Source organism: Psychrobacter sp. AOP7-C1-14 (assembly GCF_052376135.1).
Classification (GTDB): domain Bacteria; phylum Pseudomonadota; class Gammaproteobacteria; order Pseudomonadales; family Moraxellaceae; genus Psychrobacter.
This window is the reverse complement of the sequence record NZ_JBQSVH010000002.1, coordinates 202435-228277: the sequence shown is the minus strand read 5'-3', so window position 1 is coordinate 228277 and position 25843 is coordinate 202435. Positions and strand designations below refer to the sequence as shown.

The following is a 25843-nucleotide window of genomic DNA, read 5'->3' as shown; positions in this document are numbered from 1 at the left end:
TGCCAATAAACCTTAATATTCGCTCACAAAAAGAACAAAAAGCGGCTATTTATTCCAAGTGCTTTACGCTTATTAATCAAGCTATTACCAAAAGACACGCTGTTGCTTTGTTCACCGTCTTATTATTACCATAAATAGTATCGCCTACACTCAAATGCACGCTAAAAATCATTTATGAGAGCTATCATGTCTAATTCAAGAAATTTATCTATCAATACTTTACTGAATAAAGCATTGATGACATTGCAATTAGCGTCAAAAAAACCGTCGAACCAAGGTGAAAAGTTATTTGACTCGTTAGAAAAACGTCTAAGCGTTAAAGAGAAAATACTTACCTATAACCCTATAACAAATTACCAGCAGCATACATTGCATTATGCAATGAAGGGTCTAGGCTACCTACCAGATCCTATATTAGAGGGCATGATTGGTTACCTGAAAGGTCCCAACTCAAAACAGTATCTACATGCAAATGCTCATCTGCGCCTTATCTTTGCAGTAAACAACTACCTCAAAACACCGTTAGAACTTATGCCAATGCCAGAATTACGTGAGAAATTTACTGCTGATGCGGTAGCCATGCAATCACCTAAGGTATGGCAGCAAGCCAATAGCAATATGCTAAGTAATATAACGCCCTTTACCAAAAGAAGTGACTCATCTGTTAGCTGGAAAAACGAGGTGATTGCCAATGCTGATGATGGCGATATGACGATTCGTTGCTATAAAGCAGGTGATAAAAAGTCTGGTTTCAGAAGAAAACGTATCTATAATCCCGATGAAACAGTGATGCTGTTCTTTCATGGTGGCGGTTTCTGTATTGGTGACGTTGATACGCATCATGAATTCTGCCATGCGGTCTGTGAGCAGACTGGATGGTCTGTTGTTAGTGTTGATTACCGATTGGCGCCTGAATGCCCTGCTCCAGCAGCACTAAAAGACTGTATCACCGCGTATGCTTGGTTGGTTGAACACTGTGATAAATTAGGCGCATTACCTTCTCGTATCGTCTTAGCAGGTGATAGCGCAGGGGGTGGACTATCTACTCTCATGGCGCAGCAACTGACAGCGCCGAGCAAAAGGGCATGGACGGACCTAGGTATGGATGGGCAGAAGACGTACAGTTTATTGAAGGAACTACTCAAACCCTTAGCTCAAATGCCTTTATACCCAGTCACGGATATTGAGACAGATTATCCAAGTTGGGAGATATATGGCGAAGGACTGCTGTTAGACCATGCTGATGTAGCAGTATTTGATGCTGCTTGTTTGGAGAATAGCTTGCTGCCTCGCCTACACGTATTGAACTCACCTATGCTGGGCGATAATAGTAAAGTTTGCCCAACTTACATTGTGGCTTCTGAGCTTGATGTATTGCGTGACGAGGCGTTTGCTTATGCAAAGCAATTAGAGGGCTATGGCGTTGCTGTAGAGGCACATACAGTACTGGGCGCACCACATGGCTTTATTCATTTAATGAGCATTCACCAAGGTCTTGGACAAGAGACAAACAATATCATTCACAGTTTTAGCAGCTTTGTACGTGAGATTATCAGTACGCAATCGCGGTTAGCTGCATAAACTGTTAGCTACCTAATTAATGGTTTTACATCTAACTAATTTGCACTGCCAGAGAGCGTAATTAACCAAATCTCTGAACGCGACCCCAACCGAAAGGAAATACCCCAAAAACCATAACCAGAAGACACAACAAAGTGTCCTTTACCAATCTGCTCATAGCCATAACCCAATCGATTGATAGCATTTACAATAAAATTAGCAGGGAATATTTGACCGTTGTGAGTATGCCCTGAGACTTGTAAATCGATAGGTAATTGACTGTGATTGTCTATATCGCTCGGTCTATGGTCTAACAGTATCACTGGCTGCGACGTATCTACTTGCGCAAGTAGGTCAGTAGTCGCTACTCGTTGACGTTTATGATTATCAAAACGTCCAACCAACCATACTGGTTGACCTTCATGCTCAATACAGAGCACCTCATCGTTTAACAGTTGTACACCTGCATTTTGTAGTGCTTCGCTAATAGGCCGCTCATGGCCATATAAGTCATGATTGCCCAACGTTGCATAGACACCACGTGGCAGACTACTGCACAATTCTGCTAAATTTTGCTCCATATGATAGTCATTAAACGCATCTGTATTATCATCCATGATATCTCCTGGCATCAGCAGTATATCTGCACCAGAACGAACCATAAGTTGATGCAATCTATCTATAGCTTTCACACCAAATAATCGCCCTATATGCAAGTCACTAGCGACTGCAATGCGTAATGGCTTGGCCAAAGGTTTATCTATCTTGATAGACAGCTTGCGCACGACAGGAGAATAGGCGCTATATAATGAGTAGCTGAATAGTGCTAACAATAGGAATAGCGCTAGTACTCTTAACCCTATAGCTATCTCATTAGATTGATACGACATACTGTCTGATAAAGCAATTACTAGCAGATACCCTCCGTAGAGTAGACTCACTGCTAATGCCGTCAGTATCACAAAATGCATGACTAGCATCCAACCACTAACCCAGCGATAACTGTTAGCAAATACTCTTTTTACGCTCAATACTAATAGGCTATTAGTAATAATAAATATACTGGCCCATATCGTTGTTTGTAATGTGGACGTCGTCCAAGGCTGGAGCCACCATTGTATGCTTAATACTGTACCCAAGCTAAATAACTGCAATAGTAAAAAGATAGTGAAGAAAAACGCATAACGCATGGACTGCCCTCAGACATAAATACGGTTCAATAAGCGGTTATCGAAAAATGAGCATTAATGTTTCACATGAAACAATTGACATATACCTATTTCTGATCTTCTAATGCTTGCTGCAGTGTTGAATGTTTGAACGAATAACCTGCATCTAATAGCGCTTGTGGTAGCACCTTTTGCCCATCGATAAGCAACGTCGACATCTCCCCAAACATCAGCTTGAGCAGAAACTCTGGTAAAGTAAAAAATGTAGGACGCTGTAACCAAGATCCAAGTGCTTTGGTAAAAGTATGATTAGTCACAGGATTGGGTGCCGTGAGATTATAAACAAAGGCTAGCGTATCACTTGTCGTTTCTATGACATTATCATTGTGTGAAAATCTCTGTTCATGACCAAATTGTTTGGCAAGGTGCTGCTCAATAATAAAGATAACTGCACTGACCCAGTCCTCACGGCTGATCCAACTCATCATCTGCTGTCCATCACCCAACTGTCCACCGACGCCAAATTTAAACGGCAGCAATAATTTAGCCACCATACCGCCCTCAGGGTGAATCACCACACCTGTTCTAACTATAGCCACAGGAACATTATAATCAGTCGCTCTGAGTGCCAAGCGCTCCCATTCATCACATAATGTATGAGCAAAATCTGTCTTATAGTCGCTGTTTTCAGTCAATAACTTGTCGCCTTGTGTACCATACCAGCCGATTGCTGAGCCGCTCACTAGTAACTTAGGTTTTGTGCTAGCACGTGCAATAAAATCAATTATCGATTGAGTAGGTTTGATACGGCTGGCCATCAACTGTTCTTTGCGCGCATTGCTCCAACGAGAGTCTGCAATCCCAGCACCTGCTAAATTCATTATGACATCAAAGCTCATATCAGAAGTCGTAAGCTCGTCATAAGTTATCATATTGATATCATTGGGATGCGCTTGGCTTGCGTCACGAGTTAACCAAGTAATCGTCACGTTTTTATTTTGCGCGCGATACCGTGCTGTTAGTTCTCGACTGAATGCACCTCCCAAAAATCCTGAGCCGCCACTAATTAAAATATTCATACCCTACTCCCTATATACATCAAATATAGCCGCTATGACTTATTGTTGAATTGCTCATCGTTCAACAAAGACTAGCCTGTTGTAACCATCGTCTACTTTTTTGTGGTTTTTATCAAAACGACTTTTACATACTTTTGGTAAAGGAGTGTGGAGAGAGATAACCAAACTAGGAAGTACTTAAGTTATAAACGTTCAAATAAATAAGGCGCAGCAATATCTATCACTTTGTATGACAAGTAATTGTATTTGAGAAGTTTAAGAAATTTTATAGCGAAAGCTATCGAACGACGAAACCTGTCGTTGCATCACGAATCTGGCTAGGTAAGGTATAACCCAACGTATCACCTTGCAAGTAACCAATCTCGCCTTCGAAATAAGCATAGGCGGCTTTAAAGGTGCTAGCAGGTGTTTGACCTGAGGGGTTGCAGCTTGTAGAAACTAACAGACCAAATGGATTCTGTTCACTAACCATCTGCTGGCAAAGTTGACGGACTATAGGATGCGAGATAACTCGAACAGCGATAGTCTGATGCTGACCCGTAATCCAAGTGGGTACAGTGCTCGCAAGCGGCTGAGGAATTGGCAATAACCAAGTATGTGCTTGGTTATTTTGCAGCGCACCTCCCCTACCATCTACCTGCCAACTATCAAGAACTTGCTGGCGCTGAGTATCGTTTAAAGATGCTAGCAGAGACGCCAAGCGAGATACACTATCAGTAACGACTATCATGCCTTTGGCTTGTGGACGTTGTTTGATATCCAATATACGTTGAACAGCCACTTGATCATAAGGATCACAACCAATACCCCAAACGCTTTCTGTGGGGTAGGCGAGAAGCTGTCCGTCTTTAAGCCATTTAGCAGCTTGGATAGTAGAATCAGTGATAAGAGGTGTAGGTTGGCTCATGACTTAAACGGTTCATTGAAGTAAATTCTAATAATACCACAAGAAAGATATTGTCTAGGATAGTCTATAACTAAGGCTACCTATGCCAATGTCTAATAAGGAGTATTCACAATGTTTTAAACGCGTAAATATCGTCCGCCTTGTTCGCTGATGAGACCCATTAGCTCAAGCTCCATTAGCTGACCAATCAACTGCGGTGGTACAAGCTTGGTTGCACTAACAAGCGCATCTAAATCCTGCCCATGCCAATCAAGTTGCTCATAGATTGTAGCTAAATGCTCAGGCACAACGACTGTGCTGCGAGCAGGCTTTATCTCAGAGGATGGTTGCTGGCCAGTGGGCTGGATTGAGTTAGTTTTTACTTTTGTCTCAAGCGCATCAGAAGTTTGAGTGATGTTCGAGTAATTATTGGAGTTGGTCGCGTTCGCTGTTCTATAAGCGCCTTGATCATAGTCAAGCTGGCCATGGACATCTTCTAGTACTTGCTGAGGATGATAAATTAAGGTCGCGCCTTCACGTATTAAATGATGGCAACCCTCTGCATTACTATTATCAATATGACTGGGAATGGCAAAGACTTGTTTACCCTGCTCAGATGTTAGACGTGCAGTGATAAGCGAGCCACTTTTGATCGTCGCTTCCGTCACAATGGTTGCGAGACTCAGCCCAGCTACCAGACGATTGCGACGCGGAAAAGTATGTTTATGCGGCTGAGTGTGCGGTAATAACTCACTGATGATGCAGCCACCTTGCTCGATAATTTTAGTAAACAACTGATCTCGATGGTTGGGATAGTTCACATCAATGCCAGTACCCATCACGCCAACTGTCCGTCCCTGATAGTCAGAGTCTGTCTGTGCTAATGCACCTAAATGCGCACGTTTATCCACACCCATAGCTAGACCGCTAGTAATGATGTAACCTGCTTGCGCTAGGTACTGCGCCATATCAAAAGTGATTTTTTGCGCATGTGCAGTGGGTTTTCGACTACCTACTATGGCGATTTGTGCCTGATGTAGGCGCGCGCTATTCCCACGATAAAACAATAAGGGTGGTGGGTCGTAGATTTGTGAGAGTTGGGCAGGATAATCGGCATCATCAGCAAATAACAAACCATAGCGCCCATCTATCAATGCTTGCTGAATCTTATCGATATTAGCGAGTGTTTGCTCTGGCTGTTCATGACGTTTGAGATGGGTATGATGAATACCTAGCTGTTTCCATGCCTCTACTTTAGCTCGCCAAGCAAGCTGCGGATAACCAAAAGAGGTAATGAGTTTGTGATAAGCAGATAACGACGCATTCACCTCGTACCACAGCGCTAAAATAGCACGCTGATCGTCGGATAAAGAAGAGGTGACTGTCGTCATTGTCATCTGTCTCGTATGAGCAAGCTTAGGTTAGTATGTCGTTTAATATATTGCTTAATGAGGCCTTATCACTATTTATAAATAAGGAGGTGGCAATAACTGATCACCAATATTAAGTGGTAACTCAGAGTCTAGTACATAAGCATAGCTGATATGATCAAAGGTATTGAAAACCATCACCATACCGCTAGGCTCGTTTGGTAAGCGTACAGGCGTGTCGTTGTCCTTAGTATCACGTACCAAAGGTCCTTTTTGATAAACCGTCAGCACATCACCTGGCTTAGCACCCTGCAAGCTACCTAAATTGATAGCGACCACACTGCCCTTCGCAGCCGAGCTGATAGAATCCATCACACGTACAATCATACCACCACGACTGACACTCGCAGGCGTTGGATAAAAGACAGGCGGAATAGCATTGTCTAACTCTACAAATACGCGATCTCCTTCACGCACTTCTTTGCCATAGCTATCGATAAGCTGCAAACTAGTCACACCATTACTCTCTGTAGACGTAACAAGACCCGTCGCTACTTGTGTAACTTCTAAGCCGATCATTTCTTGGGTCTTAGGGTCCACGTATAGCTCACCCTCACGGTAAACTCCGTAACGCTGACCCACGATAAGTGGGACACCTTTAGCATAGACCTTATCACCACTAGCGGTAATCAAATTACGTTTTTTAGACGCTAGAATATAGGGCGTGGTATTGAAGTCTTGGGGATCAACGATAAGCGTTTTATCAAGCCAATGCTGAACCGCTGACCACGGAATAGGAGGAACGCTATTAGCGGTTGAGGTAATCGCGAGCGTACTTGTACCTACATTCCCATTAAGCTGTTTTTCAATGCCAGCACAGCCTTCACCTGTATCAACGCCTATCAGTGTTTTACCTTGAATCACACATAAGATAAGAACGTCATTAGGATAGATAAGGTTTGGATTTTTGATTTGCTTATTGGTTGCCCAAATTTCTGTCCAGCGCCACGGGCTATCTAGATAGCGACCTGAGATATCCCATAAGGTATCGCCTTTTTTGACAGTATAACGATTAGGCGCATCAGCTTTGATAGCAGGTGGAGGATTGTTTGCTTGAGCTGTGCTCATCAACATGGCGCTACTAAACGTCGTAATCAGCAGTGCTTTTGCTATCTTTTTTAAGCTCATCTTCATCGTTATATCCACAATATGTACCACTATGTTTGCTATAAAGAATCGTATTTAATTTATCACTGTAGAGATTTTTTAAATTAATAAACAATCAATTTTATCAGCAACTTATCAACAAAGTTCTCATAGTAACTATAGGGTAACTGTTTAGCATAATTGGCTAGAATAATTCCTAAAAAAGCGCCTGGCACAATGATGACTTGCTGGCGCTATTTTTTAATATTACAATTATATCTACCATAACACAATCATAAACACTTTATTACAATAGTGTAACTTTTGCGTGGACACTTTTTTTATCGACGATAGGCCCAAAAGCCTTAACTACCTAAGCAGGATTCGGTGTGACATGTTGACGAATTTGTTCAGCGACTAGCTCGGCTTTGTTGTCTAATATAACCACATGCCGTGGTAGGTCTTCTAAACCTTTGGTATGCGCTGGACGCTCAATGTCTATTTGACCTACCGATTCCACGATAGTGTCAGCAAACTTAACTGGTAATGCTGTCTCTGCACAAACTATGATTTCACCATCTAGCTGTAAATCTTTGGCGACTTTAATTCCGTCTGCAGTATGTGGATCAACCAATTCACTGTACTGCTCGTAAAGCGCCTTAATAGTCTGTAGACGGTCGTTATGAGTGGATTTACCAGCAGCAAATCCATAACGGTTATTGACCGTTTCCATCAAGTCGGATAAGTTAAACCCTCGACCTGATTTTACGCCGTCAAATAACTCATGAACACGCGCACTGTCTTTATCCAATAATAGATACACAAAACGCTCAAAATTAGATGCTTTTGAAATATCCATTGAAGGACTTGACGTTACATAGGTTTTTTCAGTCGGACGTGGTTGATAAGCACCTTGGTTAAAGAAGTCATTCAATACATCGTTTTCATTGGTTGCGACAATTAAACGGTCAATTGGTAGCCCCATTTCACGAGCGATATGACCAGCACAGATATTACCGAAATTGCCCGATGGTACACTAAAGCTGACTTTTTCATCGTTGTTTGAAGCCACAGCGAAGTAGGCTTTAAAATAATAAACAATCTGAGCTAGGATACGGCCCCAGTTGATTGAGTTTACCGTACCTAGATTATAAGCTGCCTTAAACTCAGCATCTTGCTGTAGCGCTTTGACGATATCCTGACAATCATCAAACATACCATTAATAGCAATGTTATGAATATTATTATCGGTCAAGCTATACATCTGAGCACGTTGGAATTCACTCATTTTGCCATGAGGTGACAGCATAAAGACTTCGATATTTTCTTTGCCACGTAGTGCATACTCCGCTGCACTACCTGTATCGCCACTAGTCGCACCAATAATGGTGATACGCGCATCTTTTTTCTTAAGCACATATTCAAAGGCATTACCTAAGAACTGCATAGCTACATCTTTAAAGGCTAATGTTGGACCGTTTGATAGTCCTAGAATATATAAACTGTCTTCAAGTTTGCGGACAGGAACAATCTCTTCACTACCAAATACCTCAGCGGTATAAGTACGTTCAATAATATCTTGCAAATCAGCCGTAGGAATATCAGTGGCAAAATGCTGCATAATCGCCATAGCAAGCTGCGGATAGCTTAGCGTACGCCACTCATTAAGGGTTGCACTATCGATGTTTGGGTACTGCTCAGGCAGCATCAGACCGCCATCTGGGGCAAGTCCCATCAAAAGCACATCACTAAAATCCATCGGCGCTGTCTGACCACGAGTACTGATATATTTCATTAGCTTGTCCTGTCTACAATAATGTTATTCAATAGTTAAAAACGTTTTATTCAGCTGTTTTTTGTAGCAACGCATAATAAAAACCATCACCACTTGCGCTATCAATCGGTAAGCACTGTCGACCAATCGCTTGTTCGATACCCCAGTTGCAATCCTCCGTAAACTCAATCACTACCGCATCATTATGATGAGTGATGAAGTCCTGCATTTGCTCGACGTTCTCTTGCTTTAAGATAGAGCATGTCACATACAGTAGATAGCCACCAGCTTTGAGTTGCGGCCATAGATTATGCAAAATATCTGCTTGCAATAGTACCGTTTGCTCGACATCCTCTTCAGTACGCAGGATACTGATATCAGGATGACGACGAATCACCCCAGTCGCGGTACAAGGAGAGTCCAATAATATCGCATCAAATACTGGCTCATTAGTAGCCGCTTTTTTATTTTTTCCATGCTGCCATCTAGTCGCATCAGCACAAACGATGTTGAGTGCGACACTTTTCTCTGCTTGCTGCAAATCATGCTGACTTAAATTCAAACGCTGTAAATTCTCACGAATACGCTCGATACGTGGTGCTTCATTATCAATAGCTGTTACTTTGAGATTAGTAGTCACAGATGATGTTTTAGCATTATCTTGTTTCACGTGAAACAACGATGATTGATCATTAGCACTTATGATTTCTAACCAATGAGCAAGCTTACCACCAGGTGCCGCACAAGCATCTAAAATATGTATTCCTTTTTCAGTACTATCGCTATCAGTGCCATCCGTGTCGGTAACTTCGGAGCTGTTTATATTAGCACTGTTGTTTTCAGCACTAAGCTTAGCCATCAATGCTTTGTTGATAATCGGTGCAGCGAGCTGGGCATGCATGTCTTGGACGCTAGCAGTTCCTTGGGCAAATTCAGGCAATGCGTTAACGGCTGTACTTTGATGTAGTCTAAGACCTTTGGTTGCTAATGTTGTAGCCGTAGCAGACTCTGACGCGTTCAATAACTTAAAACCGCTCGTTAGTTCAACGATGTCTGTATCAATTTCTGCACCATACAGTGCATGATGATAATCTTCTACCGACGTAACCGACGAGTTTACTCGTAAAAACATCGGAGCTGATTGGCGTAAGCCTTGTGTTAACTCATCATACTGCTCGCTCCAATCCTGCTTAAGCTGATAAGCGAGCCAATTCGGTAGGCTATGCTTTTTATCACACTTCTTACGAAACTTACTTGGGTTCTTAGCGACTTTGCGCAAAATAGCATTGACTAGACCAGTAGAGTGAGCAAATCCAATCTCTTTTGCTGCTTCAACAGTTTCATGAATCGCAGCATGGTCAGCCACTTCTAAATACAGCAATTGCACTAAACCTACTTGAATAGTGGTACGAACTTCCACCTCGTCAATCGGGTTATCTGCTAGCGTATCGAGCAAACGTGCCAGCGCATGCCACTGACGCAATGTCGTGAGCAGTAACGCATGGGCAAAGCCCTTATCACCATCGTGCAGACTATTTAGTAATGGGTCGAGGACGCTTGAGAGTGACTGGCCATTTTGGATAGCCAGTAAGGTACGAATCACACGCACGCGTACGCTACCATTCATAATAAGGTTGCTTGATGGTTTGAGCTTATTGTTTCTAGGCGCAGTACTGTTTTGTCTCATTAAATTTTATTTCCTTGACGTATGATCGATAGCGTCTTGTGCAAGTAGGTTAAATATAAGTAAAAGTTATTTTGATTCTGTCGTAAATTGATCGCCGTCATTTAATTGGTTGCCGTGACAAACTTGTTCAGCAGTCATTGGCTTACCACCCGCAAACTGTAAGCGAGTAATGGCTAACGTAGTGGCTGCTGATTCAGCTTCATTCTCTTTACCACAAGCGACTAGAATCGCTTTGCGACCGACACTGATAACCGTTCCAGCAGCCTCATTGGTTGGCTGTGACGTATTGACAGGTAGACTAGCCAATACTTTGACCCGTTGTTCCTCGAGGAAAGTATACGCACCTGGCCATGGCGTCAGCCCTCGGATTTGGCGCTCAATAGCAGCGGCAGACTGCGACCAGTCAATATCACCTTCGGCTTTGACCAGTTTTTCAGCATAGTTAGCCTGACTCTCATCTTGAACTACAGCCTGTGCTTGATAATGTGGCAAATCTTGTAATACAGTGCTAATAGCATTCGCACCAAGATCAGCCATTTTATCGTGGAGACTGGCAGCAGTATCATCAGCCTCAATACGAACACTGGTTTTGTAAATCATATTGCCAGTATCTAAGCCCTTATCCATCTGCATAATGGTGATACCTGTTTCATCATCGCCAGCCAACAGTGCGCGGTGTATTGGTGCAGCACCGCGCCATCGTGGCAATAATGAAGCATGAATGTTTAAGCAACCATGAGTAGGCGTATTTAACACACCAATAGGCAAAATCAATCCATAAGCGGCGACAATCATCACATCTGGCTGATAGCTGCGTAGCGTTTGCCGTGCAGCTAAGCCCTCTGCGCTAGATTTGCTAAAGGTAACTGGTTGCTCTACAACGATATCATGCGCTAATGCGACCTCTTTTACCGCAGAGGCTGACAGTTTTTGACCACGGCCTGCTTTACGATCAGGCTGTGTATAAACAGCGACTATCTCTATATTGAGTGCTTCCTGTTGATCGATCAATGCTGATAGACTGATAGCTGCAAATTCAGGGGTCCCGGCAAATACTACCCTCAAACGATTAGTAGTTGAGGTATCATGGTCAGTGAACGAATTGGATGTATCAAAGGTGGGAGTAGTCATAGTCATAAATTATATAAGGTTTATTTGTTCATTATAGGTGAGTTTACGGCGCAGTGCCATGATTGTGATGGCCTCACTGCATGATAACCAATGACATGGTTTATCCTTATAATGTAAAGGAAGTTAAATGTTCTATTTATATCTTTTACAAAACAACTTGATGTTAACAACCACTCTCTATAAACAGAGAGCTGTTATTCTGCTATAAATAGAAGTAAGCATTTATACCTTTAGGCAATTTAGCTATCGTATAATCCAATTTCTGTATGTAGAAACCTCATTTTAATTTCACTATATTTTTTCGTGTCGAGATAGGGCAACGCTTTCATGCAACAGTATCAGTCCTTACAGCGCTTATTGATTTTTTATACCTTATCTCTAATGGTTATGTTGCTGTTGTACTATGTCACACTGTTTGATGGGTTGCAGAAACATAGCGAGCAACACAGTATAGATACGTTTCATTCTTTACAGCACAATATCGTTGAGCATGCAGCGCCTGTAGATAATGAAATAAAGAAAATCTTAGAACAACCTACTTTTGACCGCATCAGTTACCAACTAATTTTAATGATGCCTTCTGGACAGACTTATATTCATCATAATGCCCGTACCAATGAGTCTGCCTTTTCTACCGTTACTTTTCCTACTATTGGTACATCAACTTCTAACAGCAATGATCATAGCTCTTACACAGTCAACAGCAATGAATTAACAGGAACTATTAACCTAAACAGCGGACATCAAATTTACATCATATTGCGCCACGAACCTTTTGATGTCGACTGGGTATCCTATCGTTATTGGCTCCCTTTGATGGTAGCCATCGTATTTTTCTTTATGGCACTACTTTATGTACTTAATCGTCGAACCAACTGGGAACAATTACTGGTTTATACCGATAATTTGAGTAATCGTGCCAAAGAATCCTATACACCACCGCCGTTCTTGCAAAAAAAATCTACTACCGAGTTCATGCTTTTAGGTCATGCACTAAGTCGCGCCAGCTACCAAATACATAATGACTATCGGCGTATTAAAACGTTGACTCATCGTTTAGAACGTTTGGTTGATCAAGCACCCTTACCGATGTTGATGAGCATACGTCATGATCAAATCAGTTTCTACAATCAGCGTTTTGAACAGGTATTCACTCCTTCTACGCAGAAGGAGCAGAGCTATCAGCTGACTGATTTCGTTGAAGGGAAAGATGAGGCCACTCAAATACTCTTACAAAACATCTCGAGTTTACGCGTTACTCGTACACTCTTAGTTTATGGCTTGGAAAACAAACAAGCCTACCAACTACACGTCACCCCATGGTTTGGTGAACACGGGCAAGCTCACGGCTTTACGGTACTTCTTAGTAATATTGATGAATTTACCAATCAAATTGAACAATTACAGCTGCACAACCAACAACTGCAATTACAAATTAATGAATCAAACGAAGCCCGAGCATTTATAGGTCGTAAGTTAAGGCTACCACTAGAGAAGATAATTGATTCGTTAGAGCCCATCGACCCTTCAACATTGACGGATCAAGGCAAAAAAACTCTAAATACATTGATTGCAACCAGTCAAAAGATGCTAGCGACACTCAATGACACGTTAGCGACAGAAGAAGTTGAAGTCAGAAAAACACATCTAAGTATCGAAACGGTTGATATTTATAAGGTAAGCAAAAAGGTTAGTAATTTAGTCACAAAAGAAATAAGACAACAAGGGTTAGAATTGATCTACTTCTTTGCGCCAGGCTGTCCTCGTTATATCGAAACTGATTACATTCGACTGCACCATATCCTATTAAACCTGTTGAAAAACGCCATTAGCTTTACAACGTCAGGCTATGTCGCGCTCACTGTGGATCGTTTATCTGAAGATAAAGTAACGCGAGTAAGCAATCAGTATTTAACTCCTGACAATGACCCTACAATACCTGCGCAGACACCTTATTGGATTCGGTTTAGCGTAAAAGACACTGGAGCAGCCATTACTCCTGAGAGACAAAATCAATTAGTTAACATCTTGAATCAAGACAGTGACCAAACCAATCATAACTTAGTTGAAGACAGTAATATTGGCTTGAATGATGCCAATAGCTTCGCTAAGTTACTTGGCGGTTTTATCGAACTAAACACTACGGTGGATAAAGAAACGATATTTAACCTTTACCTTCCTTATCCTCATTCCACTTATCAGTCGGTATATCATCGTTGTTCGCAGCTACCCCATATTCATCTGATCGCTATCATCAATCAACCTCTAGTTGCTAAACATTTACAACGTTTATGCGAGTACTTAACGATATCCGTGACTACCTACAGCATTTTAGAGAGAGCCACTGTCCAGCAGCTAAAAAACAAATTAAAACAAGACGAGCAAACCGTCATTCCTGTTTTGTTATTAGATTATGAGTACAGCCAATCTATCACCTCATCAGCTCATGCGAGCAACAAGTATAGTGAGCAACAGGAAGTGTTAAACGACCTAGTCGCTACGCCTTCATTACCAAAGATATTACTTAGCATGAAACCTGAGAGGCATATCCCCTCTACTTTACTGGGACGATATGATGGATTTTTAACCAAACCCTTGGATGCAAGCTTACTACTTTCTGAGCTGCTACGCTTATCCTTGTCTGCAAGGAAAAAATTAAACATACTAGTCAAACATCAATATGACAGCAGTCCATCTTTTGTGGAAGAAGATATATCTGAAAAAGAAGCTTTGCCTCCACTAATTTTGGTCGCAGAAGATAGTCCTACTAACCAAAAAATAGCCTGCAAGATGTTAAGTAAACTCGGTTATCGTAGTATTGTTGCAGAAGACGGACAGCAAGCACTTGAAAAACTCAAAAGCCAGCGCGAAGAGATTTCTTTGATTTTGATGGACTGCCGAATGCCTGTTATGGATGGCTTACAGGCCACACAAGTGATTCGTTCACAAGGTGATAAAATACCTATTGTGGCGCTAACTGCAAATAATACAGAAGAAGATCGCGAGGCTTGTATGCAAGTAGGTATGGATGAGTTCTTATCCAAACCCATTAGCAAGAAAGATTTAGAATCCGTTTTGCAGAGTTTTATACAATAAATTTTAAAAACAAATAAAAAACACCCTTTCGATATCACTCAGTTTAAGCAATATCGAAAGGGCGAAACGCTTGATAAGAATATGACATCTTTGCAAGCTTAGTGGTTATTTCATAAACCCATTATCTGCCAAAAATGACTCTGTGATTTTACTTTGCGGGCTCGCCGCATTCATACCGTCAGATTGAGATTTATTTAATAGACGTTCTAGATAACGGGCAACGATATCTACTTCGATATTGACCTTATTACCTACTAACCAATGCTTAGCAATATTCGTCACTTGAGCAGTATGCGGGATAATGTTTAGAGAGACGATGTTATCACGCACCAAATTTGTTGTCAGGCTAATACCATCTACCGTGATAGATCCTTTAGTCGCTGTATAATGTGCCAGCTCTTTTGGTATCTCAATCTCAATATAGATAGAGCGAGCATCTTGTTGTAGTTTACTAACCACCCCTACCCCATCTACATGACCTGCAACGATATGACCACCAAAACGAGTGGTTGGTAGCATGGCTTTTTCTAGATTGACCGTGTGCCCTGCTTTTAACCCTTCTAACGCTGTTCTAGCAATAGTTTCACGTGAGACATCCACAGAGTAGTGGTTACTTCCAAGCTCTACTACGGTTAAACAAATACCATTTGATGCAATAGAATCACCTAGCTTCACGTCACTGAAATCTAAGTCATCAGACTCTACTGTCAAACGTATGTCACCGCCTGTTGCCTGCATAGACCTAACTGTTCCAACGCTTTCTATAATTCCAGTAAACATATTACCCTCATCTCATCACAGTATTGCCGTCATAGGCGAATATTTTAGTTTATCAAATCATCTATCAATTCTTTATCAAAATTTTTTCAAATATCTGACAATTAAACATTATCAGATTTAATCTTCAATAGGATAGATTGTGGATAAGTAAGGATAAATCAATAGAGATATATCTAAAAGTCTTTATGAATACATAGTTATCCACAATAGATGCAAATTTTTCGTGGAACATGAAAAACTAATAAAAAATACATAAAATATTGATTCTGTTAAGTATTTAGTAGAAAAATCAAGATAAATGCATATTCCCTGTTTCATGTGAAACAAAGTTATACACAGTTCCATGTGAAACATAAAAACCAATAAATTATTTATCCACATCCTAGTCTTATTTCCAGAAGCTGTGGATAATATGCTTACACAAAAAATATTTATAAAGGTAATAAAGTTAATTTGAGATCTGGGCCAAGCTGTTGATAATTTTCGATATCAAAACGTAACTGCTGAGCAAGGAAGATAGGATTGAAGTTAACCATTGGACGTGCTTGGTCACCTAGCAGACAAGGTGCCTGATAAACGATTAGCTCGTCTATCAACTGTTGACTTAAAAAACTACCTGCGACACTAGAACCTGCCTCCACTAACACGTCATAGCATTGATGCTCACTAACCAGTTTGGCTAACAACGCCGACAAATCATCTTCGTGCCAGTAGATAGTATCTGGATGCCGACACAGCTGATAATCAGACTGTAGACTGTACTTTAAACGCTGACGCCTATCAAGTATGACTATTTTGGGATTAGGTATTTTCTCAGATGGTACATCCAGTTGTCTTGAGCGCACATTGAGTTGTGGATTATCAGTTATTACGGTTTCACTGCCTGTGATAATCGCGCCACTTTGTGCTCGTAGTTTTTGAACATCTTCGCGGGCAGCTGTCGAGGTAATCCACTTTGATTCACCAGATGCCATTGCTGTACGGCCGTCTAAACTGGTCGCTATTTTCAATCGTACATAGGGCATTTGAGTGCGCATAGCTTTTAGAAAACCGCGGTTTAATGCTTCTGCCTGCTCTGTCAAAATACCGACCGTTACTGCAATTCCAGCTTGCTCTAATAGTTTCACACCACGTCCTGCGACCTGCGGATTTGGATCTAGATCCGCAATCACAACGCGTTTTATCTTAGCAGCAACAAGCGCCAACGCACATGGCGGTGTACGTCCCGTATGACTACATGGCTCTAATGTTACGTAAGCAGTTGCTCCTGCTGCCTGTGTACCAGCCTCTTTAAGCGCAAATACTTCTGCATGTGGCTCACCAGCTTTTGGATGAAACCCTTGACCGACAATCTGCTCTGCCTGAACAATAACGCAGCCTACTGCGGGATTTGGTCTAGTGGTATACAAACCGCGCTTCGCTTGTTCAATAGCAAGCATCATAAAATAGTGGTCTTGTGCATCTTGAACATGGCTTTGAATAGACATAAGGCTAAGCTTAATAAATGATTGAGGGTTCTATACAAGAAAATAAGGTTCGAAAGCTGATTGGCCGTTAAAATTTACTTATTAGGTTGGTTTGCTTACTTTTCATTTGGACGAATATTAGCAATTTCTTGATGAAAGGCATCGATATCTTGAAAGTCGCGATACACACTGGCAAAGCGTACATAGGCGACATCATCTAAAGTTTTAAGCTCACTCATGATGATCTCACCCAAGACCTTACTACTGATTTCTCGCTCACCCATCTGCCTGACACGCTTTTCGATACGACTAATCATTGCCTCTTGTTCATCGATAGTGATAGGGCGCTTTTGTAAAGGTAGTAAAATAGAACGGCGCAGCTTTTCATTGTCGTAAGGTTCAATCTTGTTACTCGATTTAATAATCCTTGGCATGACAACTTCTACCATCTCAAAAGTCGTAAAACGTTCTTGGCAGCTGTTACACGAACGGCGTCGACGCACTTGTGCACCTTCCGCAGCAAGACGTGAGTCAATAACCTTGGTCTCTGACGCATTACAGTACGGACAGTGCATAGCATTTCCTTATTTTACGATTGAGCATAAGAGCAGTGTTTTTAACATAGCTAAGTTTATTAAATAGTAAAAAACACCACTTACTAGTTATTTACCAATACAAAAGCTGCCGAATATCTTACCCAACAAGTCATCGGCGCTGAACTCACCCGTAATTTCACCTAAACTTTGCTGGGCCTGACGTAAACTATCAGCAACCAACTCACCCGCTTCAAATACCGTTAATTGTTCATGTGCCTCTGCCAAGAAATCAGCTGTGCGTCTAAGCGCATCTAAATGCCTAGTACGAGCGGTTAAGCTATTCTCTGGTGGATGAAAACCTACTTTTTCACATAGTGCTTCGACTAAATTATCAATACCAACGCCTGTTTCACATGAAACATTGACTTGCTCATAACCTCTGCTCTTGATTTCAGCTTGGGTCATAGCAGCGACTTTTTCATTACTACTATCGCTCAATAAGTCGCTCTTATTAGCAATGATTAGCAAACGCTTAGCTTCTGGCAACTCACCAAATAACTGCTCTGCAAGCTGTAACGGTGTGCTCTCTTCTTCCACATCACGAGTCACATCATAGACCATCAGTAGCATATCAGCTTGCGTGATGGCAGTACGGGCACGTTCAATACCAATACGCTCAACAGTATCCTCTGTATCGCGTAGGCCTGCCGTATCAGTGAGATGTAGTGTCAAACCGTTGAGCACCACAGTCTCTTGTAGCGTATCACGTGTCGTACCAGCGACATCAGTCACAATAGCACGCTCCTGCCCTGCAAGACGGTTTAGCAAGCTCGATTTACCTGCATTTGGTCTTCCTGCTAGCACAACATGGATACCATCACGCAAAAGTTGACCCTGCTTTGCCGTTGCTAAGACTTGTTGTATTTTATCTTGCGTGTGCTCGAGTTTGCTTTGTATGACTCCATCAGACAAAAAGTCGACATCTTCTTCATCAGGAAAATCAATCGCAGCTTCAACATGTAAACGCAAGTGAATAAGTTGTTCTAATAGTTGGTTGATTTTTTGTGAAAACTCACCGCTTAGTGAGCGAATTGCACTACTGGCTGCGGCGGCACTAGTTGCATCGATCGCATCGGCAATTGCTTCTGCTTGTACCAAGTCCAATTTATCATTATCAAAGGCACGGTAAGAAAACTCTCCTGCACTTGCTTGCTTGGCACCTAGCTCAAATACACGCGAGAGCAGTTGGTTTTGTAAAATAACTCCACCATGCCCTTGCAGCTCAATCACATCCTCACCTGTGAACGAATGCGGTCCCTTGAAGAACAAGACCAGCCCTTCATCGATAACAGTGCCGTCAGCCTGATAAAAACGACAAAAACTGGCCATGCGTGGTGTAAAAGCAGATTTACCCGTCAAAGCGCATGCCATGTCATAAGCACGACTGCCTGATAGGCGTATAACACCTACACCGCCTCGTCCAAGCGGCGTTGCAATCGCAGCAATTGTGGCCAATCCGGATGTATTAGACTTTTCAGAAGAATCAGGTTTGGCTAATGCTGTCTCTAAGGAATCCACAATTACTCTCAATGTTTAAAAGCTCCATTATAGACGTCTGGACTCATACTGACAAAGCAAACTTTGAAAGGAGATAGTATTAGACGCACTTTCGTTTTGGTGTTGATAAGCTGTGGATAAAATCTATCACTTACCCACCACCTATAAAAAAACCACCGCTTACGCGATGGTTTTTTATGTTTCTTACAAAGAGCTAGTTAATCAACTACTTTTACCGTACGGCGCTTTTGCTCTTCTTCAACTTTTCTATTAACGATATATTGTTGAGTCATACTAAACAAGTTATTCACGGTCCAATATAGAACTAAACCTGCTGGGAAGAACAACATAAACGCTGTAAAGATAATCGGTAAGAACTTCATGACTTTTGCTTGCATTGGATCAGCTGGCTGAGGGTTCAGCTGCTGCTGTACAAACATTGAAGCGCCCATTAGCAATGGTAAGATAAACCATGGATCCATCGCTGAGAGATCTTGAATCCACAAAATCCATGGTGCATGACGAAGCTCAACACTTTCTACTAGTACCCAATATAGCGCTAAGAAAATTGGCATCTGCATCAAGATAGGTAGACAACCCGCCATTGGATTGACCTTTTCTTCTTTGTATATTGCCATCATTTCTTGTGACATTTTCATACGATCATCGCCATGCTCTTCTTTGAGCACTTTGAGTTTTGGTGCGATAGCGCGCATTTTTGCCATAGAGTAGTAGCTCTTATTAGAGAACCACATTAAGGCAATTTTAACCAAGATAGTCAGGATAATAATCGACCAACCCCAGTTACCCACTACTTTGTGCACACCATCCAAGATAGCGAACAAGACTTTAGATATAGGCCATAATAAACCGTAATCAACTGTCTGGTTGAGACCTACCGCTACATCTTTAAGCTCAGACTGTACTTTCGGACCTGAATATAGCGTCGCATTCAAAGTAACTTGCTTGTTCGGTGCTACGTTTACTGGTTGACTGTTAAAGCCAATAAAGTAATCACTACCAGTTTCGCGACTAAAGAATTTACCCGTGAAGTTTTGAGGCGTCCAGGCAGAGACAAAGTAATGCTGTACGATACCAACCCAGCCTTTATCGCTAGTCGTCGTCAACTCACCATCACTAAAGTCACCAAATTTCAACTTATTATAAGGATCATCTGGTGTACCCCAAGCACCGCCTAGATAAGTCGCCATGCTCAGCGCGCCTTTATCAGACATACCAGGATCTTTACTATCATCACGCTTTAGCTGTGCAAACATCTGACCTTGCCAAGCATTGGTAGACGCGTTTTGAATCTGATAGCTAATATCAATTGGATATTTATTTTCAGTGAAAGTAAACGTCTTGGTAATCGTCACGCCGTCTTTTTTGTAAGTAAGCGGTACTGACAACGTTTGCTGTCCATCTTCCATTACGTAGTTGTTGGCGGCATGGCTATAAGTCGCTCTACCCTCTGCTGTATCAATACCGTTCTGACCAATAAGTCCAGATTGAGCCACATATACACGGTTACTGTTGTTTTCTAACAGTACGAAAGGCTTATCGCTATCGAGCGTTGCGTCATACTGCTTGAGCGCAGCATAAACAATATCACCACCTTCTGGATTGATTTTTATATCATAGCGATCGGTTGTTACCGTGATTAAACCAGCGTTTTTCGCAGGAGTTGCTGTCACAGCATTGTTATCCACAGGTAATGTCTGTACCGGGATATCACCTGCTGCACCAGTAGTAGAAGGAATGTCAGCACCTACCGAACTCGTAGTTTCTGGCACCGCATCTACCGCTGGAGCATCGGCATAATCATCTCGCCATGCCAAAATCAGCAGATAAGCGGTAATTAGCATCGCAATGATGATCATCACCCGAAATATCTTTTGCATAAACCTTTCCTAGATTAAAAAATTAGGGAATGAAAAATTAGGGCATGTGTCATGACTGTATTACACAGTTGTTCTGTTACAAGACAACTGTATCAGTAGTCATTTACATAAAATGTGCATCATTTTACTAAAAATCTGTCTCAAATGATACCAAGAGTGTGGATAACTTGTGGGTAACTTAATAGGGTATATATCTGGGTCTGGAGAAAGAGAGCTTATATTGATTTCAATAAATGATTAAGCTGTGAAACATAACTAGTATTGTTTTGATAGACACCCAATCCCTGAATATTAGTATCTGACACACTAATAGAAGATAGGTATTGATAGTTATAAGAAGCTAAAGGCAAGGGTACAAAATCTACACCGTGTCCACCTAGAGGGTGACAACTGCTAAGACGTTTTAACAGTAACCAACTGCCCTTACGAACACCATGCCATGCCAAAGCTTGTTTGCCATAATTTGAGCATGTTGGATAATAGCGACAACGAGCAGGTATTATAGGACTAACTATTTTTTGGTAAAATATTATTAAATAAAACAAAAGATTATAAAATATTTCATTTATATTTTTTAATAAAAATTTCATTTTATTTATTTTCTATTTTTTTAAGTATATTAATTATTTGATTTTTTAATTCTTTGTTATTTATATTCCTAATAGGTTTCTTAACAATAAAAACAATATCTTTATTTTCCATTTTAAAAGCTTTTGTGCGAAACTCTTCACGTACGTATCTTTTAATCAGATTTCGAGCCACAGCAGTAGGTACTTTACGCTTAGTAATAGCCATACCAACTCGCGGCTGTTCATGTTCATTGGCACGTACAAAAGCCATCAAGTGACTCTGATGGATCTTGCGTTCAGGTGCGTCAAAGACCTCACGGAAGGCTGCAGGAGTAAGCAAGCGTTGTTGCTTAGTAAAACTAGCTGTAGGTGTATCTGAAAGAGTGTTGGACATGGTACAACCTAGTAGGATAATGATCGAAGAAACAGTAACAAATTATAGAGACAAAAAAAGCGCCAATGTGGGCGCTTTTAATATATGGCTAAGTGTCAGTTGTGATGTTGACTATCGCAATCTATAAACAATAAGAACACAACAAGCACTATTAGCCATGCTTATCGCAAACTACTGATTATACAGTAAGGCGATGACGTCCTTTAGCGCGGCGACGAGCTAAGACCTGACGGCCTTTTTTAGTTGCCATACGAGCACGGAAACCGTGAGTACGTTTACGCTTGATCACGCTTGGTTGGAATGTACGTTTCATAACTCACCTATCAAAATAATGGACTAAATTCGTAATAACGGAGGATTATACCATTAAGTATGGTTTTGGTCAATGAACTAATTTCGTCTTTCTCTAAACATGAAATAAATAATATTAGTTTAGTAGAAAAAATCTCTTAAAAATCTATGTCTAGTCAACCGAATTTCATGGTTATTTATTATACAACTTTAAAAGTTATCCACAGTTACGCTCAAACTCTATAATAATAATTGATTAATATAAGTATAGTATTGTTATTATTGGGATCATGAATATCTGTGGTTAAGTCATTTTTCTTCTTTTTTATCAAGATACTAGGCTATGGGTAAGATTGTGGATAACCTGTGGGTTAAATATGGATAACTAGCTTTATAAAGTTATACACAAAACTATCCACAGTATTATCCACAAAAAAACAAGGTTTTATCCACAGGGCGTTTGTGTTAAATTAGCCACTACTTAATATACGGCCTCGTATAGGTTATCAATCCGAGCTTTGCGGCCAGTTATTGCACGTAGTATCAAGACTTAAGTAGCAATTTATATTGCTGTAACGTAACCATTATTTCAGATTATAAGGTTAGTATTTTTCATGATAGACACAGCAAATATTTGGGATAAATGTCTAAACGATTTGCGTTATAACGTCAAAGATAATGTGTTTACTATGTGGCTGAGACCTTTGTCAGCTCATCAAGAAGCACAAACTTTAATCATTCTTGCTCCCAATGATTATTTTGTGACGTATATCAAAAAAAATCATCTTCAAGATATTCAGCAATTAGTGAATAAGCACAGTCAAGGTAGTATTGAAGAGGTTGTTGTACGTGTTGATAATGCTGGGCGCAATGAAGAAGATAATGGTCAATCAGGTTCTTTGTTTGTAGAAAATGAGGTCTCCCCTACTCCATCCGAACACAAATTTGAGTCTATTCATCATAACAACGCGAAAGCAGATATCGATGCGAACATGCGTCATAATGAGCCAGTGGAGTCTGCTGATACAAAATCACTAAGCTATTTGAATCCTGACTTTACCTTTGAAACCTTCGTTACGGGCAAGTCCAATAACTTGGCTTACAAGGCTTGTTATGAGCTTGGTAAGCGCCAATCGAAAAATCGTCACAATCCTTTATTTATATACGGTCCTTCTGGATTGGGAAAAACGCATTTAATGCATTCTGTAGCTCATCGCTATTTAAAAAATAATCAAAGTTTTTATTATTTCACTTCTGAAAAATTTATAAATCAATTAGTTTATTCATTAAGAAATAATAAAATAGAAGATTTTAAAAAGAAAATAAAAAAAGTAGATTTATTAATTGTAGATGATATTCATGTATTAGCAGGAAAGACTAAAAGTAGTAATGAGTTTCTAACATTGTTTGCAGATTTTACTAGTGGTGATAAACAGTTAATTTTAGCCTCTGATCGACATCCCTCCCAAATGACAGAATTTGATGAACGATTTAGATCACGGTTTTCTTGGGGGTTAACAGTCGCTGTTGATCCTCCTGAGATTGATACTCGAGTACAGATTCTGCAGAAAAAAGCAGCTTCTTACGGTATGGTATTGCCAAAAGAGTGTGCTCTGTTCATTGCACAAAATGTGGTATCTAACGTCAGACGTTTGGAAGGTGCTTTAAACCAAGTGTTTGCCAATGCTAATTTAACAGGGGCACAAATTACGCTTGAGATGGTGCAATATGCGCTAAAAGATATCGTTGCGATGCGTGTACAAGCTGTAAATATGGATAATATCCGTAAGATAGTTGCCGAATACTACGATGTAACAGTTAAAGATATTATGGGACGTAAACGTACGCGTAGCATTGCAAGACCACGCCAAATAGCGATGGCTTTATCACGTGAATTGACAGGCGATAGCTTTCCTGAAATTGGTCAATCATTTGGGGGGCGTGACCATACGACGGTGATGCATGCTTGTGATAAAGTAAACGAATTAAGAGCGGCGGACCCTACGTTTGATAAGGATTATAAGACCCTATCTCTGATGTTACAGGCAGGATAGAGTCGCCATACATCGTTGTGTTTTAGCGGAGATAGATGGTTTATAATATCGAAAATATAAGTGCACAGATGCTTTGTAGATTATCATCAGTAGACAAGGTATTATTGTGTCATTGTGACAAATTTTTATAAAAGAATCATTCAAATAAGAGTAACTAAGCATGCAACTATCGATCAATCGAGAATCGTTACTAAAAGCTATCAACTTGATCGCTAAAGCCGCTGATAAACGCCACAATATGGTTATATTGGGTAATATTAAGCTACAGCTATCAGAATCTGAGCTCATTTTGACAGCGTCAGATTTAGAGGTGGAGCTTACATCGACATTGAAATTGCCTGCTGGTGCTTGTGTTGAAGCAGGTACCACGACGCTTCCTGCAACCAAGCTAAAAGATATTTGCAAATCGCTACCTGCACAGGCGCAAGTTAATCTAGCCACTCAGGCAAATGAACGTTGCTTACTAACTAGTGGTAAAAGCCGTTTTACATTAGGGACGTTACCAAGTGAAGACTATCCAAGCTTGGGTAATCCTGAAAATATTACACCTCTGACTATCAGTCGTAATCGTCTGACAGACTTGATTCATAAGACGCAGTTTGCGATGGCGATTCAAGATGTACGCTATTATCTAACCGGTATGCTATTTGATGTGTCACAGCAGCAACTGACAACGGTAGCGACTGATGGCCATAGGTTGGCATTGGCTCGTAGTGTTATCAATGTGAGTGCAGATCTCAATATGCAGGCTATCTTGCCACGTAAGGCAGTGATTGAGCTTGAGCGCTTGGCTTCCGAGCTTGGTAAGATGCTTGGAGATCAGGACAATGTAGTTACTCTGAGCTTTGGGCGTGAGTTTCTGCAGGTAAGCTTGCCGTTTGGTGATGTAGATAGTACAGGGCAGGTGAGCGATAACTTGATGGTGACTTTTACGGCGCGTTTGATTGATGGTAAGTTCCCTGATTATCGCCGTGTTATGCCAAGCAATACCGATAAACTGGCGTTATTCAACCAAGAAAAAGTGACAGATGTGCTACGCCGCGTTGCGATTTTAAGTAATGAGAAATCTCGTGGTGTGGTCTTCAATTTTGCTAGTGATGGCATGGTAGAAGTGCGTGCTAACAATGCTGAGCAAGATGAAGCGGTTGAGATGATACAAGCTAAGTATCAAGGTGAGCCAATGGAACTGTCATTTAACGCTGCGTACCTGCAAGATGTATTAGGTGTCATCCAAGGTGACTTGCAAATGCATATGAGCCAATCTAATGCCTCTGTACTGGTCAATCAACTAAATGATGAATTCCATCAGTATGTCATTATGCCAATGCGTATATAGTTTTTTTTCTTTAAAAACAAACAAAATTGAATAGAACTATTAAATTTCAAAGAGTTTTATT

At 40.9% G+C, this 25843-nt stretch carries 20 protein-coding genes; 4 read left to right on the top strand and 16 right to left on the bottom strand.

Annotation, left to right across the window (positions count from 1 at the left end; translation table 11 throughout):
* The first annotated feature begins 186 nt into the window (after positions 1 to 186).
* Entirely contained in the window at positions 187 to 1581 is a 1395-nt protein-coding gene (locus ACT3QN_RS03720) for an alpha/beta hydrolase (RefSeq protein WP_444523302.1), read from the top strand.
* Between the two features lie 35 nt (positions 1582 to 1616).
* On the opposite strand, the gene ACT3QN_RS03715 is transcribed toward ACT3QN_RS03720, so the two are convergent.
* The 8 genes from ACT3QN_RS03715 to fmt form a co-directional block, all read right to left on the bottom strand.
* A complete protein-coding gene (locus ACT3QN_RS03715; RefSeq protein ID WP_444523301.1) occupies positions 1617 to 2750 on the bottom strand; it encodes a metallophosphoesterase in 1134 nt (377 codons plus the stop codon).
* Positions 2751 to 2836: 86 nt separating this feature from the next.
* Positions 2837 to 3808: a TIGR01777 family oxidoreductase gene (locus ACT3QN_RS03710; protein WP_444523300.1), complete on the bottom strand. Its 972-nt coding sequence runs from the start codon at positions 3806 to 3808 to the stop codon at positions 2837 to 2839.
* A gap of 277 nt (positions 3809 to 4085) precedes the next feature.
* A complete protein-coding gene (locus ACT3QN_RS03705; protein WP_444523299.1) occupies positions 4086 to 4715 on the bottom strand; it encodes an L-threonylcarbamoyladenylate synthase in 630 nt (209 codons plus the stop codon).
* 116 nt (positions 4716 to 4831) lie between these two features.
* Positions 4832 to 6085, bottom strand: a complete 1254-nt coding sequence (dprA, locus tag ACT3QN_RS03700; RefSeq protein ID WP_444528952.1) for a DNA-processing protein DprA — start codon at positions 6083 to 6085, stop codon at positions 4832 to 4834.
* 75 nt (positions 6086 to 6160) lie between these two features.
* Positions 6161 to 7258, bottom strand: a complete 1098-nt coding sequence (locus ACT3QN_RS03695; protein ID WP_444528944.1) for a LysM peptidoglycan-binding domain-containing protein — start codon at positions 7256 to 7258, stop codon at positions 6161 to 6163.
* Positions 7259 to 7583: 325 nt separating this feature from the next.
* Positions 7584 to 9005 carry a threonine synthase gene (gene thrC, locus ACT3QN_RS03690; protein WP_444528943.1) on the bottom strand — a complete coding sequence of 474 codons (1422 nt, stop codon included), beginning with the start codon at positions 9003 to 9005 and terminating at the stop codon, positions 7584 to 7586.
* A 46-nt stretch (positions 9006 to 9051) separates the two neighbouring features.
* Positions 9052 to 10671, bottom strand: a complete 1620-nt coding sequence (locus ACT3QN_RS03685; protein ID WP_444528942.1) for a transcription antitermination factor NusB — start codon at positions 10669 to 10671, stop codon at positions 9052 to 9054.
* Positions 10672 to 10737: 66 nt separating this feature from the next.
* Positions 10738 to 11802: a methionyl-tRNA formyltransferase gene (gene fmt / locus ACT3QN_RS03680; protein ID WP_444528941.1), complete on the bottom strand. Its 1065-nt coding sequence runs from the start codon at positions 11800 to 11802 to the stop codon at positions 10738 to 10740.
* 327 nt (positions 11803 to 12129) lie between these two features.
* Between fmt and ACT3QN_RS03675 the strand changes: the two genes are divergently transcribed.
* Complete coding sequence (locus ACT3QN_RS03675; protein WP_444528940.1) at positions 12130 to 14898, top strand: response regulator; 2769 nt, start codon at positions 12130 to 12132, stop codon at positions 14896 to 14898.
* A gap of 105 nt (positions 14899 to 15003) precedes the next feature.
* Here ACT3QN_RS03675 and ACT3QN_RS03670 read toward each other — a convergent pair whose 3' ends face one another.
* The 8 genes from ACT3QN_RS03670 to rpmH all read right to left on the bottom strand — a co-directional run bounded on the left by ACT3QN_RS03670 (position 15004) and on the right by rpmH (position 22414).
* Positions 15004 to 15678, bottom strand: coding sequence for a riboflavin synthase (locus ACT3QN_RS03670; protein WP_444528939.1), 675 nt, complete (start codon positions 15676 to 15678; stop codon positions 15004 to 15006).
* Positions 15679 to 16109: 431 nt separating this feature from the next.
* Complete coding sequence (gene ribD / locus ACT3QN_RS03665; RefSeq protein ID WP_444528938.1) at positions 16110 to 17165, bottom strand: bifunctional diaminohydroxyphosphoribosylaminopyrimidine deaminase/5-amino-6-(5-phosphoribosylamino)uracil reductase RibD; 1056 nt, start codon at positions 17163 to 17165, stop codon at positions 16110 to 16112.
* Between the two features lie 95 nt (positions 17166 to 17260).
* Entirely contained in the window at positions 17261 to 17719 is a 459-nt protein-coding gene (nrdR, locus tag ACT3QN_RS03660) for a transcriptional regulator NrdR (protein ID WP_057762240.1), read from the bottom strand.
* A gap of 87 nt (positions 17720 to 17806) precedes the next feature.
* Entirely contained in the window at positions 17807 to 19195 is a 1389-nt protein-coding gene (gene mnmE, locus ACT3QN_RS03655; RefSeq protein WP_444528951.1) for a tRNA uridine-5-carboxymethylaminomethyl(34) synthesis GTPase MnmE, read from the bottom strand.
* Positions 19196 to 19455: 260 nt separating this feature from the next.
* Positions 19456 to 21138 carry a membrane protein insertase YidC gene (yidC, locus tag ACT3QN_RS03650; protein WP_444528937.1) on the bottom strand — a complete coding sequence of 561 codons (1683 nt, stop codon included), beginning with the start codon at positions 21136 to 21138 and terminating at the stop codon, positions 19456 to 19458.
* 215 nt (positions 21139 to 21353) lie between these two features.
* Positions 21354 to 21728 carry a membrane protein insertion efficiency factor YidD gene (yidD, locus tag ACT3QN_RS03645; RefSeq protein WP_444528936.1) on the bottom strand — a complete coding sequence of 125 codons (375 nt, stop codon included), beginning with the start codon at positions 21726 to 21728 and terminating at the stop codon, positions 21354 to 21356.
* Between the two features lies 1 nt (position 21729).
* On the bottom strand, positions 21730 to 22101 hold the full coding sequence (gene rnpA / locus ACT3QN_RS03640) for a ribonuclease P protein component (protein WP_444528935.1): 372 nt from the start codon (positions 22099 to 22101) through the stop codon (positions 21730 to 21732).
* Between the two features lie 178 nt (positions 22102 to 22279).
* Positions 22280 to 22414, bottom strand: coding sequence for a 50S ribosomal protein L34 (gene rpmH, locus ACT3QN_RS03635; RefSeq protein WP_007394757.1), 135 nt, complete (start codon positions 22412 to 22414; stop codon positions 22280 to 22282).
* A gap of 592 nt (positions 22415 to 23006) precedes the next feature.
* Here rpmH and dnaA point away from each other — a divergent pair.
* Both dnaA and dnaN read left to right on the top strand, forming a co-directional pair.
* The gene (gene dnaA / locus ACT3QN_RS03630; RefSeq protein ID WP_444528934.1) at positions 23007 to 24446 is read left to right on the top strand and encodes a chromosomal replication initiator protein DnaA; all 1440 of its coding nucleotides are present in this window, start codon (positions 23007 to 23009) and stop codon (positions 24444 to 24446) included.
* Positions 24447 to 24606: 160 nt separating this feature from the next.
* Positions 24607 to 25782: a DNA polymerase III subunit beta gene (dnaN, locus tag ACT3QN_RS03625; protein WP_444528933.1), complete on the top strand. Its 1176-nt coding sequence runs from the start codon at positions 24607 to 24609 to the stop codon at positions 25780 to 25782.
* Positions 25783 to 25843 lie beyond the last annotated feature (61 nt).